The 16,696-nt window shown below is 29.7% G+C and carries 18 protein-coding genes and 1 rRNA gene; 1 reads left to right on the forward strand and 18 read right to left on the reverse strand.

Annotated features, from left to right (window positions below; genetic code table 11):
• Positions 1-97: ribosomal RNA gene (locus FYJ27_RS00005) — 16S ribosomal RNA — on the reverse strand; the annotation flags it as partial.
• A 399-nt stretch (positions 98-496) separates the two neighbouring features.
• Here FYJ27_RS00005 and FYJ27_RS00010 point away from each other — a divergent pair.
• The gene (locus FYJ27_RS00010) at positions 497-1,414 is read left to right on the forward strand and encodes a selenium metabolism-associated LysR family transcriptional regulator (RefSeq protein ID WP_154481222.1); all 918 of its coding nucleotides are present in this window, start codon (positions 497-499) and stop codon (positions 1,412-1,414) included.
• Positions 1,415-1,430: 16 nt separating this feature from the next.
• Here the strand turns inward: FYJ27_RS00010 and FYJ27_RS00015 are convergent, their stop codons facing one another.
• The 17 genes from FYJ27_RS00015 to FYJ27_RS00095 form a co-directional block, all read right to left on the reverse strand.
• Positions 1,431-2,846 carry an aminopeptidase gene (locus FYJ27_RS00015; protein ID WP_326831010.1) on the reverse strand — a complete coding sequence of 472 codons (1,416 nt, stop codon included), beginning with the start codon at positions 2,844-2,846 and terminating at the stop codon, positions 1,431-1,433.
• Between the two features lie 41 nt (positions 2,847-2,887).
• Entirely contained in the window at positions 2,888-3,550 is a 663-nt protein-coding gene (locus FYJ27_RS00020; RefSeq protein ID WP_326831011.1) for a response regulator transcription factor, read from the reverse strand.
• Positions 3,540-4,715, reverse strand: a complete 1,176-nt coding sequence (locus tag FYJ27_RS00025) for a sensor histidine kinase (RefSeq protein ID WP_154481225.1) — start codon at positions 4,713-4,715, stop codon at positions 3,540-3,542. Before FYJ27_RS00025 ends, FYJ27_RS00020 begins: the two co-directional genes overlap by 11 nt.
• A 15-nt stretch (positions 4,716-4,730) precedes the next feature.
• Positions 4,731-5,192, reverse strand: coding sequence for a chemotaxis protein CheW (locus tag FYJ27_RS00030; RefSeq protein ID WP_154481228.1), 462 nt, complete (start codon positions 5,190-5,192; stop codon positions 4,731-4,733).
• 39 nt (positions 5,193-5,231) lie between these two features.
• Positions 5,232-5,552 carry a transposase gene (locus FYJ27_RS00035; RefSeq protein ID WP_229775435.1) on the reverse strand — a complete coding sequence of 107 codons (321 nt, stop codon included), beginning with the start codon at positions 5,550-5,552 and terminating at the stop codon, positions 5,232-5,234.
• A 101-nt stretch (positions 5,553-5,653) separates the two neighbouring features.
• Positions 5,654-5,800 (reverse strand): hypothetical protein, encoded by a 147-nt coding sequence (locus FYJ27_RS00040; protein WP_154481234.1) that lies wholly within the window; start codon positions 5,798-5,800, stop codon positions 5,654-5,656.
• A 201-nt stretch (positions 5,801-6,001) separates the two neighbouring features.
• A complete protein-coding gene (gene hutI / locus FYJ27_RS00045; protein WP_154481237.1) occupies positions 6,002-7,255 on the reverse strand; it encodes an imidazolonepropionase in 1,254 nt (417 codons plus the stop codon).
• 9 nt (positions 7,256-7,264) lie between these two features.
• Complete coding sequence (gene ftcD, locus FYJ27_RS00050; RefSeq protein WP_154481239.1) at positions 7,265-8,161, reverse strand: glutamate formimidoyltransferase; 897 nt, start codon at positions 8,159-8,161, stop codon at positions 7,265-7,267.
• A 20-nt stretch (positions 8,162-8,181) separates the two neighbouring features.
• Positions 8,182-10,218 carry a urocanate hydratase gene (locus FYJ27_RS00055; RefSeq protein ID WP_326831012.1) on the reverse strand — a complete coding sequence of 679 codons (2,037 nt, stop codon included), beginning with the start codon at positions 10,216-10,218 and terminating at the stop codon, positions 8,182-8,184.
• Positions 10,219-10,235: 17 nt separating this feature from the next.
• A complete protein-coding gene (gene hutH / locus FYJ27_RS00060) occupies positions 10,236-11,762 on the reverse strand; it encodes a histidine ammonia-lyase (protein WP_154481242.1) in 1,527 nt (508 codons plus the stop codon).
• Between the two features lie 119 nt (positions 11,763-11,881).
• Positions 11,882-12,448 carry an RNA 2',3'-cyclic phosphodiesterase gene (thpR, locus tag FYJ27_RS00065; protein WP_154481245.1) on the reverse strand — a complete coding sequence of 189 codons (567 nt, stop codon included), beginning with the start codon at positions 12,446-12,448 and terminating at the stop codon, positions 11,882-11,884.
• Positions 12,449-12,464: 16 nt separating this feature from the next.
• Positions 12,465-12,860 carry a hypothetical protein gene (locus tag FYJ27_RS00070; RefSeq protein WP_154481248.1) on the reverse strand — a complete coding sequence of 132 codons (396 nt, stop codon included), beginning with the start codon at positions 12,858-12,860 and terminating at the stop codon, positions 12,465-12,467.
• Positions 12,850-13,866, reverse strand: a complete 1,017-nt coding sequence (locus FYJ27_RS00075) for a LacI family DNA-binding transcriptional regulator (protein ID WP_154481251.1) — start codon at positions 13,864-13,866, stop codon at positions 12,850-12,852. The genes FYJ27_RS00070 and FYJ27_RS00075 overlap by 11 nt, the downstream gene beginning before the upstream one ends.
• Before the next feature lie 198 nt (positions 13,867-14,064).
• Positions 14,065-14,508 carry a MarR family winged helix-turn-helix transcriptional regulator gene (locus FYJ27_RS00080; RefSeq protein WP_154481254.1) on the reverse strand — a complete coding sequence of 148 codons (444 nt, stop codon included), beginning with the start codon at positions 14,506-14,508 and terminating at the stop codon, positions 14,065-14,067.
• A 139-nt stretch (positions 14,509-14,647) separates the two neighbouring features.
• Complete coding sequence (locus FYJ27_RS00085) at positions 14,648-15,535, reverse strand: diacylglycerol/lipid kinase family protein (RefSeq protein ID WP_154481257.1); 888 nt, start codon at positions 15,533-15,535, stop codon at positions 14,648-14,650.
• A gap of 27 nt (positions 15,536-15,562) precedes the next feature.
• Positions 15,563-16,288 carry a glycerophosphodiester phosphodiesterase gene (locus tag FYJ27_RS00090; protein ID WP_154481260.1) on the reverse strand — a complete coding sequence of 242 codons (726 nt, stop codon included), beginning with the start codon at positions 16,286-16,288 and terminating at the stop codon, positions 15,563-15,565.
• A 91-nt stretch (positions 16,289-16,379) separates the two neighbouring features.
• A complete protein-coding gene (locus FYJ27_RS00095; protein ID WP_154481263.1) occupies positions 16,380-16,574 on the reverse strand; it encodes a ferritin family protein in 195 nt (64 codons plus the stop codon).
• Positions 16,575-16,696: the final 122 nt, after the last annotated feature.

Below are 16,696 nucleotides of genomic sequence, written 5' to 3' on the forward strand. Positions count from 1 at the left end.
TCAGTCCGAAGATTTCACTATATATCCTTCGCTCGACTTGCATGTGTTAGGCACGCCGCCAGCGTTCATCCTGAGCCAGGATCAAACTCTCATAATAAAAGTTTTATCCTTCAGAACTAATTACTTCTGTATGTTAAACATACAGACTTAAGTTATGAATTATATTTAAATCAAAGTTATTAACTTAAGGACTTTTTTACACTGTTTAATTTTCTAGGTTCTTTTGTTGCTTTTTTGCTGACTTATTCAGTATAGCGTATTTTTTTTATTTTGTCAAGTCTTTTTTTGATTTATTTTTTGTTCTTTTTTTATGTTTTTTATCTAATTCGCTATATCGGTGACAGCTCTTAAAAATATATCAGTTTTTTTAGATTTTGTCAATAGTTTTTTGCAAAAATATTTAAAATTTATATTTTACGTCTTAAATATTACAATTGCTATAGAATTTGATAATATATAAATATAGTATGAACTTTTTTTGAAAGTGGTGATTAAATTGGATCTTCGTCAATTAGAAACTTTTGTTGAAGTTACAAATCTAAAGAGTTTTTCTAAAGCTGCAAAAAAATTATATATTACACAACCTACTGTCACAAGCCATATTCAAAACCTAGAAAAAGAACTCGGAACAATACTTATAAATCGTTCTGGAAAAAACATGTCACTTACAGAAGCAGGAGATATTCTTTATAAATATGCTATAAATATTATTAATACTTGTGAAATGGCCAAGTTTCAACTTGCTTCTTATAAAGGAAAGATTCAGGGACATCTAGAAATATGCTCTAGTTCCGTTCCTAGAAAATATGTCCTCCCGAATATTCTTAAAGAATTTGTTCTAAAATATCCAGATGTAACTTTTTCACTAACTGATAGAGATTCAAAAGAAGTTATAAGAAATATTCTAGATGGTGAAAATGACTTTGGAATAGTTGGAGCAAAATATCCATCTAAAAATTTAGATTATATTGAATTGATTGAAGACGAGCTTCTTCTAGTTACAGCTAATATCCCTAAGTTCTTTCAAGATAACTATTCTTATTTGGATAAGGAAATATTATTAAAAGAAAAAATAATATTTAGAGAAAAGGGTTCTGGAACTAGAAATCTTTTAGAAAGGGAGTTAGAAAAAAATAATATTAGTTCAAATCTTTTAAATATAATAGGATATATAGAGGATACCGAAACCATAAAAAAACTAATATCCCTTGGAATCGGAGTTAGTTTTTTATCTGAAAAAACTATACTTGAAGAATTAAATTTAAATAAATTTAAAGTATTTAATATTAAAGGGTTTGATCTTAATAGAAAATTTTATTTTGTCTATCATAAAAATAGACAACTCTCTCCACTAAGTGAAACTTTTAAAAATTTTATGTTAGAACATATAAATAAATCAGGCAATATTGCCTGATTTATTTATATTAATATTAAGCCAAATAAAATGCTTTATATCCTTTATATGTCATGTAAACATCTGCTTTACTTACAGCTTCATAAGGTCCATGCATACTTAAAACTGGTACTCCACAATCTACTACGTCCATACCATAATTAGCTAATATATAAGCTATGGTACCTCCTCCACCTTGGTCTACTTTTCCCAATTCACCTGTTTGCCATATAATATTATTTTCATTAAATACCCTTCTAATATAATTTATATATTCGGAGTTAGCATCACTACTACCTCCCTTTCCTCTAGAGCCAGTGTACTTCACTAAAGTAATACCTCTTCCTATATAAGCAGTATTTAACTTATCGAATACTTGAGGATAATTAGGATCAAAAGCAGCTGCTACATCTGCAGATAAAACTCTTGAATTTGACATAGCTCTTCTGATATTTACTGCATTACAATCTCCTTCTCCTAGCGCTACTAATTCTGCAACAATATTTTCAAAGAATTTAGAATGCATACCTGTATTTCCTACGCTTCCAATTTCTTCTTTATCTACAAATAATGCTACTGAAGTCCTCACAGGTTTTTCAACTTCTAATATAGCATTTAAGGATGTGTATGCACAAACCCTATCATCATGACCATAAGAAAGCACTAAACTTCTATCTATTCCTAAATCTCTTGCCTTACCTTCTGGTACTGCTACAATCTCAGCAGTTGTAAAATCTTCTTCAGTTATTCCATACTTTTCATTTAGTATTTTTAAAACATTTAACTTAACTCTCTCGTCCAAATCTTTTTCACCACAAGGTATGGTTCCAACTGTTATATTTAAACCTTCTCCTTCAATTCCTTCACCAAGACTTTTCTTTTCTTGATCTTTTGCAAGATGAGGTAAAAGGTCGGATACAAAAAATACTGGCTCTCCTTCCTTTTCACCTATTACAATATTCACCTTTTCACCATTATTTTTTATTACTACGCCATGTAATGATAAAGGTAAAGACACCCATTGATACTTCTTTATTCCCCCATAATAATGAGTTTTAAATAGTGCCATATCAGAATCTTCATATAGTGGATAAGATTTTATATCTAATCTTGGAGAATCAATATGGGAACCTATTATATTCATGCCTTCTGTAATATTTTCAGTTCCTATCACAAATAAAGCCACAGCTTTGTTTTTATTATTTGCATAAATTTTCATTCCAGGTGTAAGTTTTTCTTTAGCATTTATCACATCTTCTATTGGCTTAAATCCATTTTCCTCAGCTTTTTTTATGATTTCGCTAGCTGCTTCTCTTTCAGTTTTACTTATGTTTAAAAACTTTTTATAGTCTTCGTTTAACTCAAATAACTCTTCTTTTTCTTCATCATTTATGCTGTCCCATACATTCCTAAATTTAAAAGTCAGCTTTTCTTTTAATTTCTTTCCATCCACGCTAATCCCTCCATATTATTTTAATCCCATATTATAAATTTCTATATTTTTTTTATATTATTTTTATATGCAAATATTGCCGCCTGAATTCTATCATTTACATCTATTTTTTTAAATATATTAGAAACATGATTTTTTACAGTTTTTTCACTAATAAACAATCTTTCAGCAATTTCCCTATTATTAAGACCTTCTGCTACTAAAGTTAAGACTTCATACTCTCTTTTAGTCAAAGCTTCAATTTTTAATAAATCTCCATTAGTTTCTTTTTCTTTAGAATTTAGTTCTTCTATAAGCATAGAAGCTACACTAGGTTGTATGTAAGTCTTCCCATCTTTCACATCTCTAATAGCTTTTATCAAACTATCGGCATCTGAATCTTTTAATATATAACCATTTGCTCCAATTTTTATAGTCTCACATAAATATTCCCTATCATCATGAATTGTAAGCATTATAGTTTTTGACGTAATACCTAGATCTTTAAATCTTCTTAATGTTTCTATCCCATTCATTTTAGGCATATTTATATCCAACAATATTACATCAACTCTATGTTTTAATGCTTTAGCAACTGCTTCTTCCCCATCTCCAGCTTGAGCAACAACATCTATGTCTTCCTCAAGATCTAAAATTTGCTTTAAGCCTTCCCTTAGAAGTACGTGGTCATCTACTATCATTACTGTTATATTTTTATTTTTCACAAATATCTTCCTCCTCATTTAATGGTATAGAAAGAGATATCTTGGTTCCCATACCTGGAGATGATTTGACTTTTAATTTACCATTTAATAGTTCAGCCCTTTCTTTCATACTCATAAGTCCGAACCCCCCAGAACGTATATCTTTATCTATAATCTCATCTTCAATAATAAATCCAATCCCATCATCAGATATTGATATATTAAGCCTAGTGAAAGTTTTTTCTACTAAAATATTTACTTTTCTGGCATGTGAATGTTTTTGAACATTATTTAAAGCTTCTTGAACTATTCTAAATACAGCAATCTCTATAGCCGATTCAAATCCAACTATATCACCTAATACTTTTAGTTCTACTAAAATATTACTTTCTTCCATAAAATTATAAATATATCTTTCTAAAGTAGGAATTAAACCTAGATCATCTAAAGTCATTGGTCTTAAGTCATATATAATCTTTCTTATATCATTTAAATTGGTTTTAGCTATATTCTTTAAACTGCCTAGTTCTTTTTTAGTTCTCTCAACATCGTGTTCTAAAAGTTTTTCACATAGTTGTGCTTTTACTAAAATATTAGCCATAGATTGAGCTGGACCATCATGTATATCTCTTGCAAGCCTTTGCCTTTCCTCTTCTTGAGCTTCAATAATTTTAATTCCCAGAAATTGTCTTTTACTTAAATCACCTACTGTAGACAAGATATCCTCAGCATTACCCTTTAAATATTGAGTAGCGACACCTATTTGTTTGCTCACTTTTTCTGCTTTTTCTAAAACTTTTATAGTTTCCTTAAGTCTTATTTCAAGTTCTCCTCTTTTTTCTATGAGCGTTCTTTCTTCTTCCCGTTTTAGAGTAAGTCGGACTCTTAGATCGTTTGCCTTTTCATAAGCATTTTTTATATCATTTTCATTATAAACATGGAAATTTTTGCTTACATTAGCCAGTTCGATCCTACTTCTCTTCTCTGCTATTTCTAATTTGTCCACCTCACAGATAATAATATCGACCTTTTCCCTAATTTTTTTTAGTTCATACTCAATATTTTTACACTCATTTTGAGTATGCTCTACAATATCAAACAGCTGCTCTCTACTGCTTTCAACAGCAGATATAGTTTCAGTTAGTATATCATTTATTTTCTTAAATCCTATGAAAGAATCACCCATTATAGTACACTCCTACTATTTTAATTCCATATTCCCTATCTCTTCCTTCTCTTCATCACTCAATACTTTTTCAAGATCTATTAGTATTAAGAGCCTTTTTTCATCTAGTTTCCCGACTCCCGTAATATATCTTCTCTCTATTTTTGATATAATATCTGGGGTTGGATCTATGTTTTTGTCATCTAATCTAACTGTCTGTGAAGCTTCATCAACTACAAATCCTACCTGTCTTTCTCCTAAATTAATAATAATTATCCTAGTATCATTTGTAACCCCTTCATCTATAAGATTAAATCTTTTTTTAAGATTTATTATAGGAATTACTCTGTCTCTAAAATTAATTATACCTTCAATAAAACTAGGTGCATTAGGTAGTTTAACAGATTCTTGATAAGGTCCTATTTCTTTAACATTCATAATATCTATGCCATAATCTTCTTTTCCTAGTTTAAAAACAACATATTGCTTTTCAGCCATCTTAACTTCCCCCCATATAAGATATTTTAACATATATTTCTACATATTTGTCATAAGTCCTCTATTTTTTTCATAAAGTAACATTTTCATTTCTGCAACAATTTTTTCCATGCTCCTATGTCTAAATCTTAAATATCTCATTCCCGATTTTATATATGAAAATATTCCTTCAGCTTGAATTGAACGATTAAGTCTTTCTGTAATTCCTTCTTTTGTAGTTATATTTTGTTCTGATTCTTTTCTTAAATTTTCAAATCGTTCTGCCACATATATTCGTTTTAATTGTATCAAGCTTATTAAGCCACTCTTCAAACAATTCATATCTTTTTTGTTCTTCTGTTTTTCTTTTCCCTTGACCATAAACAAATACTATATCTTTTGATTTACAAATATTTCTTACATTATTAAATTCCTTTAAAACAAGCTTTTTAAGATCGCCTTTTGATAATTCATCATTAATATTAAAATACTCCGAAATCTTTTCTATTTAGATATGCAAAAACTAATACTTTTAACATAGTACGTGGTTCTACAGCCGGCTTTCTACCTTTATGAAAGTAGGCACTAGTTAAAAAACTTAAATTCATCTCCTCAATAATATTGTGCACCAGGAAAACCTCGTCATCCATATCAAAATTATTAGTCAAATCAAAACTAAAAGATAGTTGCATTTTTTTGATTTTTGCTTTATGATTAAATTTAGTATGGTTTTTCATGACAGATAAATTATACTAAAAAACAGGTCTTAGAGCCAGTGCTCTTTGACCTGTTTTTATTTTATGGGTTGTTTATTTTGAAACAGCCCCTTCTTATTTTATAACTATACCATCTTTTATAACCTTTTCAACATGATTGATTCCAAAATGATATATAATATAGTTTAAATTTGGTGCATCAAATATAACTAGATCTGCTTTTTTACCCTCTTCTATGCTTCCTTTTTTTGATTCCAGTCCTAGAGAACATGCCCCGTTTATAGTTACTGCTGTAATAACTTCTTCTGGAGTCATTTTCATAATTAGTGAAGCAAAGCTCATTATTAATTGTAAATTTTCCGTAGGACAACTTCCTGGGTTATAATCTGTTGATAAAGATACTGGTACACCAATTTCTATTAATTTTCTAGCCTTAGCAAAATTGCCAGATTGAAGATTGAAAGAGGTTCCAGGTAATAAATTAGCTATAACTTTTTCCTCAGACATCCTCTTCATTCCTTCTTCACTAGCTGCAACTAAATGATCTGCTGTGATACATCCTATATCAGCTGCTAGTTCTGCTCCACCTAATGGTTTGATTTCATCTGCGTGTATTTTAGGTATTAGTCCATAGCTTTTTCCTGCTTCTAGTATTTTTCTAGATTGTTCTATACTAAATACACCTTTCTCACAGAACACATCACAAAACTTTGCAAGACCTTTTTTACTTACTTCTGGAATCATTTCTTCTATTATAATATCTACAAATTTTTCAGGATTGTTTTCATACTTTTCTGGTATAGCATGTGCCCCCATGAAAGTAGATACAATATCTATTGGATGATCTTCATCTAATTTTTTTGCTACTTCCATTTGTTTTAATTCTACGTCAAAATCTTCAATTCCATATCCACTTTTAGCTTCAACAGTTGTAACACCATAGGAAAGCATTGTATCTAAACTCTTTTTAGCTTTTTCATATAACTCTTGAAAAGTTGCTTCTTTTGTAGCTTTAACTGTGCTGTGTATTCCTCCGCCTTTTTCCAATATATCTAAATACTCCACACCCTTTAGTTTCATAGCCAGTTCATTCTCTCTTGAACCTCCATGAACTAAATGAGTATGAGAGTCTATAAGTCCTGGAGTTACAGTTTTTCCTGTCCCATCTATAAATACAGTATCATTATCTACTTCTATGTGAGAAGGAAGATTCCCTTCCCCTACATAGATAATCTCATTTCCATCAATTGCAACAATTCCGTTCTCAATTAAACCTATCTCTCTCATTTCTTGTCCGACTCTCGGCCTATTTTCACCTTTTAAGGTTATTAGTTTAGAAATATTTTCTATAACTAAAGTTGCTTTCATTTTATCACCCTATTCAAAAATTCTTTTTTCAAGTATTTGACTTTCATCAAAATCTTCGACTTTTAAATAATAATTAGCACAATCTATTAATGCATTCATTGGAACCAATCCGATTATTTCGCTTCCTATTACATTTACTCCATATCTATTAGCTTCTCTTTCAATCATATCAAAAACTCTATATAATGGAGTCTTTGTATAGTCAACCATATTCATACTAACTTGAACTATATTTCTTTCCTTTATTTCTATACCTAAAGCTTTACAATAAGCAAAACCTCCACTGCTTCCTCTAACTGCCTTACCTATCTTCTTTGCAATTGATAGATCATCAGTATCTAAATTAACATTAAATGCAACTAAAGGCATCCTTGCACCAACTGCCGTAACACCAGCTTTAATGTTTAATTCATTAGGTCCAAAATCTGGAGCCCATTCTTCTTCTTTTAATTTTTCTGCCATTCCTTCATATTGACCTTTTCTAACTTTTGCTAGATTCTCCCTATGAGGTGCAGAAGCAGACTTTTCATATAGATATACTGGAATATTTAACTCTTCTCCTATTCTTTTACCCAATTTTTTAGACATTTTAATAGTATCTTCTTCATTAATATCTGATATTGGTATTAGAGGTATAACATCTGTTGCTCCCATTCTTGGATGTTCTCCAACATGTTTAGTCATATCAATAAGTTCTGAAGCCTTTTTACATGCGTTAAATGCTGCTTCTAATACTTTTTCTGGTTCTCCTATAAATGTTACAACTGTACGATTATGGTCTTTATCTGAAGAATAATCGAGTAATTTCACTTCATCTACTTTTCTTACTTCGTCTACTATAGCCTCAATTACCTCCTTATTTCTTCCTTCACTGAAATTTGGTACACATTGTAAAATTCTAGCCATTTTATCGCCTCCTATATTTTTTATTTATTATATTTATCATAATTATTTTCAACAAGTTTATTAACTAAATCTTCATCGGCTATATAAGGAATAGTTATATGATCAGTATCTGTATGTTTATCATTATATTCCATACAGGTTTTTATAGAGTTTTCATTCCTTGCCCAAGACCTTCTAGCTACTCCTCCCATAACATCCCAAGGTATAGCTGATTTTATTATTTCATCTACTCTTTCACTTCCATCTAATACTAATCCAAAGCCGCCATTTATGGATTTTCCAATTCCTACTCCTCCACCATTATGAAGAGCAATTAAACTCATGCCCCTTGCAGAGTTCCCTGCATAACAATGGGTTGCCATATCTGCCATTATATTGCTACCATCTTTAATATTTGCTGTTTCTCTAAATGGTGAATCTGTTCCCCCTGTATCATGGTGATCCCTTCCTAACATTACAGGTCCTATTTCTCCATTCCTTACCATTTCATTGAATTTAAGAGCAATATCTCTTCTTCCTAATGCATCTTGATACAGTATTCTTGCTTGGGTTCCTACTACTAAATCATGTTCTTCCGCATCCCTTATCCAAATATAATTATCTCTGTCTTGTCCACGTCTGTTTGGATCAATACATTCCATAGCAGCCTTATCTGTCTTTATAAGATCTTCATGTTTTCCACTCAAGCATACCCATCTAAAAGGTCCATAGCCATAATCAAATAGCATAGGCCCCATAATATCTTCTACATAGGATGGAAATATGAATCCTTCACTTTCATCTACTCCATTTTTAGTAATTTCTTTTACCCCTGCATCATATACTGCTTTCATAAAACTGTTTCCATAATCGAAGAAGTAAGTTCCTTTATCTACTAGCTCCTTTATGAGTTCATAGTGACGCACTAAAGATCTATCTACTAATTTAACAAATTTCTTTTTATCTGCACGGAGTAATTCTGTTCTCTCTTCAAAAGTAAGACCTTGTGGACAATACCCACCATCATAAGGTACATGACAAGACGTTTGATCTGATAGCAAATCTATTTTGATTCCTTTTTCTACTATATATTCAAGTAAATCAACTATATTTCCATGATAAGCAATAGCTATAGATTCATTTTTGTTTAAATATTTATCCGCTATTTTAAATACTTCATCTAAATCATCTGAAACTTTATCTATCCACCCTTGATTTAATCTAGTTTCTATTCTTGAGTAATCAACTTCTGCAATAATTCCTACCCCATTTGCAATTTCTATTGCTTTGCCTTGGGCACCACTCATGCCACCAAGGCCAGAAGTTACAAATATATGACCTCTTAAATCTCCATCTTCTGGTATGCCTAATTTAAGTCTACCTGCATTTAATATAGTATTATAAGTACCATGAACTATCCCTTGAGGTCCAATATACATCCAACCTCCTGCAGTCATTTGTCCATAGTTAGCTACTCCCATAGCTTGAGCTTTAATCCAATGTTCCTGATCATCAAACATACCTACCATTAGTGCATTGGTTATAATAACTCTAGGACTATGTGGAAAAGATTTAAATAATCCTACAGGATGTCCTGAGGCAACTACTAATGTTTGCTCATCTGTTAGCTCTTCAAGATATTTTTTAAGAAGCCTATACTGCATCCAGTTCTGACAAACCTGCCCTGTTTCTCCATAAGTAACAAGTTCATAAGGATACAAAGCCACATCAAAATCTAAATTGTTATCAATCATCACTTGAAAAGCCTTACCTTCAATACACTTTCCTTTATATTCATCAATTGGTTTACCTTTAATATTACCTTCTGGTCTAAAACGATATCCATATATTCTTCCACGAGTAAATAATTCTTCTAAAAATTCAGGAGCTAGTTCTTCATGAAGTTCTTCAGGTACATATCTTAATGCATTTTTAAGAGCAATTTCTGTTTCTTTTTTTGTTAGATTAAATTCTCTCTTTGGTGCTCTCCTAATTCCTTCAACAAATTTAGGCATTGGAGGTAATTCATTATCCAATTTAATTGTCATAGCTTTTGAAATATCAAAATTGTTAACCACTTAAACTCCCCCTTTTTTTAATTTAATCTACCTAGTTTTTCTTCTACTCTATTTAAAATAATATTTGATTTTATTAATTCTTCACATTTATTTATCTCTTTGTACATAATTATATCATCTTCTACCTTACATGTATTTTCTCTTACTATATCATAGGCTATATTACTTCCATGACCTAGTCCACTATTTCCTCTTAAATCTATAGCCTGACATGCAGTTAGAAGTTCCATAGCAAGAACTTTTCTTGCATTATCTAAAATAGTTCTGGCCTTCCTGGCAGCTATAGTTCCCATAGATACATGATCTTCTTGGTTAGCAGAAGAAGGTATAGAATCTACACTAGCTGGATGGGCTAATACCTTATTTTCTGAAACAAGAGATGCAGCTGAATATTGAACTATCATAAATCCAGAGTTCAATCCACCTTCCTCTACTAAAAATGCTGGTAGCCCACTTAATGCTGGATTTACCATTCTTTCTATTCTTCTTTCAGAACTATTTGCAATTTCAGCTAAAGCAATACCTAAAAAATCAAAACTTAATGCCATAGGTTGACCATGAAAATTTCCACCTGAAATAACTTCTCCTACTTCACTAAATATTAGTGGATTATCTGTAGCAGAGTTTATCTCTATCTCCACTTTTTTCTTTACATATTCTATAGCATCTTTAGAAGCACCATGAATTTGTGGCAGACATCTTAAAGAATAAGCATCTTGAACCCTAATTTCGCCTTGAGTTGTAGTCATGTTACTTCCTTTAAGAAGTCTTAATAGGTTTTTAGCTGTATTTATCTGACCATTATGAGGTCTGACATTATGAACTTTTTCATCATATGCAGTTACTATTCCATTTAAAGCTTCAATTGTTAAAGATGAAGCTATATCTGCTATTTTACTTAAATTTATACTATCATATACTGCTAATGCACCAATAGAAGTCATAACTTGGGTTCCATTGATTAAAGCAAGACCTTCCTTTGAGGTTAACTGTACTGTAGAAATTTCAGCTAATTCCATAGCTTTTTTACCTTCCATTCTTTCCCCTTTATAATAAGCTTCTCCTTCACCTAACATGACCAATACCATATGTGCTAATGGCGCCAAGTCCCCACTAGCTCCCAATGAGCCTTTTTCCGGTATTACAGGATGGACCCCTCTATTTAACATTTCTAATAAAGTATTTAAAGTTGAAAGTCTTATACCAGAAAAACCTTTAGCTAGAGCATTTGCTCTTAGAAGCATTATACCCCTTACTATCTCTTCATCTAATGGATTACCTACTCCACAAGAATGACTTACTATGAGATTCTTTTGTAACTTTTTAGTTTCATCTTTAGATATAACTACATCACTAAACATTCCAAATCCTGTTGTAATCCCATAGACTACTTTTTCCTCTTCTACAAATTTATCTACTATCTTTCTTGACTCTTCTACATTTTTAATAGCTTCTTTAGACAATTCCACCTTGTATCCATTTCTTGCAACATTAGCAAATTCTTCAATCGTAAGACTATTTCCGTCGATAATTACTTTATTCATATTATCACTCCTTAATTAATTTATTTTATATAACCTTTTAGTTGACAGGTTTTAAGTCATCTTTTCTTTTAATTATGTGTTACATTATCTTAATAAAGTGTATAAAAAATACCACAGATTTATTCTGTGGTTATTTTTTTAAATTTATATGATTTTAATGGAGTATATACTCTCTTTCCCATAATTTCCTCACTCTTCATTAATTTTATTTTACTTAAAGTGAAGTCATAATCCATTTCTTTATTTAATTGATCTTTAAGCTCATAGAAATCTTTTTTAAGTACTACCCTTCTAGCTAAGGTAATATGAGGTTTAAATCTTCTATTCTCTCTTTTAAACCCTATTTTGACCATTTCATCTTCTAATCTTCTATGTAAAGTACTTAAAGCTTTAGTATCTCCTCTAGTTCCTAACCATAGCACCCTTATGTTTTCATTACCTTCAAAAAAACCAAGTCTATCTAATGTTAAATGTATAGGATTAAATTTTGTACAAATATTTTTTATTGATTTATCTATTTTGGGCATACCTTCCAATTTTATATTTCCTAAAAACTTTAAAGTTAAATGGAAATTATCATAAGGTACCCAAGAACCTTTTATTGCTTCTTCTTTAATATTAGACTGTATATTTGATAATTTATCTTTTAATTTTTCATCAAATTCCAATGCAATAAAGCTTCTCATTTTCCATCACCATCAACTATAAAAATGCTAACGCTACTATGGATAATAAAAAATCAATAGTGCCTACAAACATAAATCTTTTCCACAATAGTCCTAATACTTCTTTCTTTTTTTTAAGCTCATCTGATTTTTTAATATTTGATATGGTAACAGCATCTTTATGGCTATTTCCTAACCGTTGTAATTCTTCTATATCCATAGGTTGTTTGTTTAGCATTTTTTTGTGAGTAGACCAAGCAAATAATCGAAATGCCACACCTACACTTAGAAAAACTACTCCAACAATAAATAAATTATTACTCAATCTATGGATAAAACTGTATTTATGGCCTAATATTATCGATAAAATTAAAACTACTAAAATACTTATTATAAATAAAGTTAAGTAAGACTTTATTTCTTTATTTTTCAATTTTAGTACAACTCTCTCTCGTTAATATTTGAAATGGTAATTTAATATGAGACTTATCCATCTCTTCTCCTTTTATTTCTTTGATTATTCTCCTTATAGCTACAGCACCAATATCATAATAAGGTTCTTTAATAGTTGTAAGTCTAGGTCTATATATTGAAGCTATTTTTATATCTCCATATCCAGAAACAGAAATATCTTCTGGAACCCTTATACTATTATCATAGAAATAATTCATAAGTCCAATAGCCAATTCATCATGGCTACAGAACACCGCTGTTATATTAAGGTCTTTCTTAAGATTCAAAACATCTTTTCCTATTTCATAACCATCTTCAATATTATATCCTTTTGTGAAACAAAGTATTTCATCACTTTCTCCAAGTTCTTCAATGGCTTTTCTATAGCCAGCTATCTTTAATTTCTCTAAAGAATATTCTACTTCCTCATTAGTAGTTACATAAGCTATATTTTTGTGCCCTAAACTTATTAGATATCTAGTCATTTCATAGCTTGCATCATAATCATTTATTGATACAGTAGGAAAGTGTTCAATAAAAAAGTATCTATTTAAATATACAAATGGAATTTTCAATAGTTCTATTTGCTCTTTTACTTCTTTATTTACTATTTCTGATAGTAATATAATACCTTCTACTTGCTTTCTATTTAACAATTGTATAAATCTTAACTCAGTTTCTTTATCACCATAACTACTACAAAGTAATATATCATAATTATACATTTTTCCTACTTCTTCTATCCCTCTAACCATTTGTGCAACATAAGAGTTACCAATATCTGTTACTATTATACCTATTAAAAAAGATTTTTTAGTTACTAATGTTCTTGCTATTTCATTTGGTCTATATCCTAATTCTTCGATAGCATCTAGAACCTTTTTCTTAACTTCTTGACTTACAGGTTTTGAATCATTTATTACTCTAGAAACCGTTGATATAGATACTCCTGCTAACTTTGCAACATCCTTAATAGTTGCTGGCATCATTATCCACCTCATTTATTAATCATGAATCATGAACAAAATATAATTATAAATATCTTGTATATTATATCATATTATCTACGATATATGCAATAAAACTACTATAAGTTTAAAGACTTCATTTAAGTTTTCAATAAAACTTTTATTTTTATTAAATTTATATCAATTAGAGATTATTTTAATAAATATATATCTACTCTAATCATCTTTCATAGCAGTATAAAGGGAATCCAATGCTTTTTTTAAGAATTTTTTTTCTTCTTCTTTAAACCCCTTTAGTTTTCCATTTAAATAATCTATTCTTTTATCTAAAACTTTTTCTACTAAATCATATCCTATAGGTTGTACTTCAACTCTAACTACCCTTTTATCTTCCTTATCTTTCTTTCTTACAACTAGTCCAGCTTTTTCCATCCTATTTATTAAATCTGTTATAGTACTACAAGCTAAAGCCATTTCTTGGCTTAACTCTCCAACTGTTAAATCTCCTTGGCTTATTAATATTTGTAATGCTGTAAATTGAGGAATTGTAATATTAAAATCATTTAAAATCTCTCTACCTTTTTTTCTAATAATATAGTCTACTTTTCTTAAATGTTTTTCAATTTCAACTACATTTTCACATGCTTTTTCATTGCTCAAAAAAATCTCCTCCATTGTTTTTTGTATTTATCATATTATAAACTATTTGAGCTTTAGCCAAACATATTTTTTATTATATAAGTATTTATAAGAAATAGTATTTGATATTATAGAAAAAAGCAGATTAATCTGCTTTTTGTTACTTTACAAATATTCTAAAGCTACTAGGAACTACCTCAAAGGTTGAAGGAAGTTTTCCTCCAAATTCTCCATCTATGTCTATAGGTACATCTTCATCTGTATGTATAGTTATTTTTTTCGTTTTAAAATACTCTACATTTGGATGATTTATATGCTCTCCTGTAAAAATATTTATAAATATGGACATTAAATCTTGAACTTCTGATTTTTTGATTATAATACTATCTAAGTACCCGTCTGATACATTAGCCTTTGGTGCAAGCTTTTTAAAGCCTCCTATGGAAGAACTATTCGATAATAAGAATAGTAATATATCTTCTTCTTTAGTGTATTCTTCACTTTCAAACTTAACCCTTATAGGTTCAAATTTTTGTTTTGGTATCTCTTTTAAACCTTCTAAATAATAAGCCATTCTTCCCAATATAGCTTTTACTTCTGGCTGAACTTGATAGCCAACATTGGTAAGTAGTCCGCTAGCTGCTACATTCACAAAATATTCATCATTTACTTTACCTAAATCTACATCTACAGTATTTTCCTTTTTTATCATCTCATAAAATTCTCTACTATTCTTAGGTATATCCATATAGTTAGCAAAATCATTAACAGTTCCTGCTGCTAAAATAGCAACTGGTATTTTTCTTCCACCATTTACTATACCTTTAGCTACTTCATTTACTGTTCCATCTCCCCCACATGCAATTATTATGTCCCAATCCTCTTTGCAACATTTGATAGTTTCTAACATAGCATCATCTTTTTTTCTGGTTAAAAATTTACTTATTGTATAGCCATCATCAATAAGTAATTTACATATAGAATCAAGTCTTCTTTGTATTATTTGTCTTCCTGAAGAAGGATTGCATATTATCTTAACTTTTTTCATGGGTACCAGCCTTTCCTAATCTAATAATTAACTAACTACTCTTATACCAATATCAGGACAATCAGTTATTATACTAGTAACATTAAGTTTATTCATTAACGTAATCTCTTTTTCATTATTTACTGTAAATGGATTTACCATAACTTTATTAAAAAGACATTCTTTAACAACTTCTTTATTTATAGTAATAAATAGTGGATGTATAGCATCTGCTCCTATACTTTTAGCATACTTCCAGGGAGAAACCATTCCAGCTATATATAGTATACCTGTTTTAATTGTGGGTTCAAGTTTTTTTATTTTTAGCAAGCTATAATGATTAAAAGAAGAAATAATCACATGATTCTCCAATCTATAATCTTTTATAAGTCCCACTACATCTTCTTCTATATTTGAATAAAATATGGGACCATTTTTTAACTCTATATTTAAAAATATGTTTTCTTTTTTAACCAACTCAAATACTTCTTCTAATACCGGAATCTTTTCTTTAGAAAACTTTTTATCAAACCAACTTCCAGCATCTAGTGATTTTATCTCTTCTAAAGTTAAATCCTTAATATATCCAGTTCCATTAGTAGTTCTATCTACTTTTTCATCATGACATACTATAAGATGTCCATCTTTAGATTTATGAATATCTATCTCAATTCCATCTGCATTCATATCAACTGCCATTTCATAAGAAGCAAAAGTATTTTCTGGTGCATAATGAGATGCTCCTCTATGAGCTAATATTAAAGGTCTACCCAATTAAATCCCCCCTCTAAAAATACATCTATATCTATTATACACTTTTTATATTAAAAAAAATATAAAAAGTAAGAAATAGGGAGAGTTCCCCCTATTTCTTATTTTCTATACCTTTTAACATTTTTTGAAGTTTACGCGCTTGATGACCACATTCTTCTGCAAAATCTTTAAAAGCTTTAGCTATTTCAGTATCATGAACTTGTTTAGATTGTGTTTCAAAATCTCTTACCATCTCTTGTGTATCCAATATTTTTTTCTTGATAATTTCTTTTGTATTCATTTCCATATAATCACCTCCAAGTAATATCTACTAATATCTTTTCTTATTAAATGTTTTTTATGTGTTTATATTTAATATTTAAAGCTTTACTTATCTTTAATTTTAAAGTAAAATAATCTCAGTATAAT

It is taken from the genome of Anaerosalibacter bizertensis, from assembly GCF_009696605.1.
Lineage (GTDB): Bacteria > Bacillota > Clostridia > Tissierellales > Sporanaerobacteraceae > Anaerosalibacter > Anaerosalibacter bizertensis.

Excerpts from the sequence above, each read along its gene's own strand:
- FYJ27_RS00025 (WP_154481225.1), bottom strand. The coding sequence starts at position 4,715 with ATGGGTGATTCTTTCATAGGATTTAAGAAAATAAATGATATACTAACT.
- FYJ27_RS00030 (WP_154481228.1), bottom strand. The coding sequence starts at position 5,192 with ATGGCTGAAAAGCAATATGTTGTTTTTAAACTAGGAAAAGAAGATTAT.
- FYJ27_RS00035 (WP_229775435.1), bottom strand. The coding sequence starts at position 5,552 with ATGGTCAAGGGAAAAGAAAAACAGAAGAACAAAAAAGATATGAATTGT.
- hutI (WP_154481237.1), bottom strand. The coding sequence starts at position 7,255 with ATGAAAGCAACTTTAGTTATAGAAAATATTTCTAAACTAATAACCTTA.
- ftcD (WP_154481239.1), bottom strand. The coding sequence starts at position 8,161 with ATGGCTAGAATTTTACAATGTGTACCAAATTTCAGTGAAGGAAGAAAT.
- hutH (WP_154481242.1), bottom strand. The coding sequence starts at position 11,762 with ATGAATAAAGTAATTATCGACGGAAATAGTCTTACGATTGAAGAATTT.
- thpR (WP_154481245.1), bottom strand. The coding sequence starts at position 12,448 with ATGAGAAGCTTTATTGCATTGGAATTTGATGAAAAATTAAAAGATAAA.
- FYJ27_RS00075 (WP_154481251.1), bottom strand. The coding sequence starts at position 13,866 with ATGCCAGCAACTATTAAGGATGTTGCAAAGTTAGCAGGAGTATCTATA.
- FYJ27_RS00085 (WP_154481257.1), bottom strand. The coding sequence starts at position 15,535 with ATGAAAAAAGTTAAGATAATATGCAATCCTTCTTCAGGAAGACAAATA.
- FYJ27_RS00095 (WP_154481263.1), bottom strand. The coding sequence starts at position 16,574 with ATGGAAATGAATACAAAAGAAATTATCAAGAAAAAAATATTGGATACA.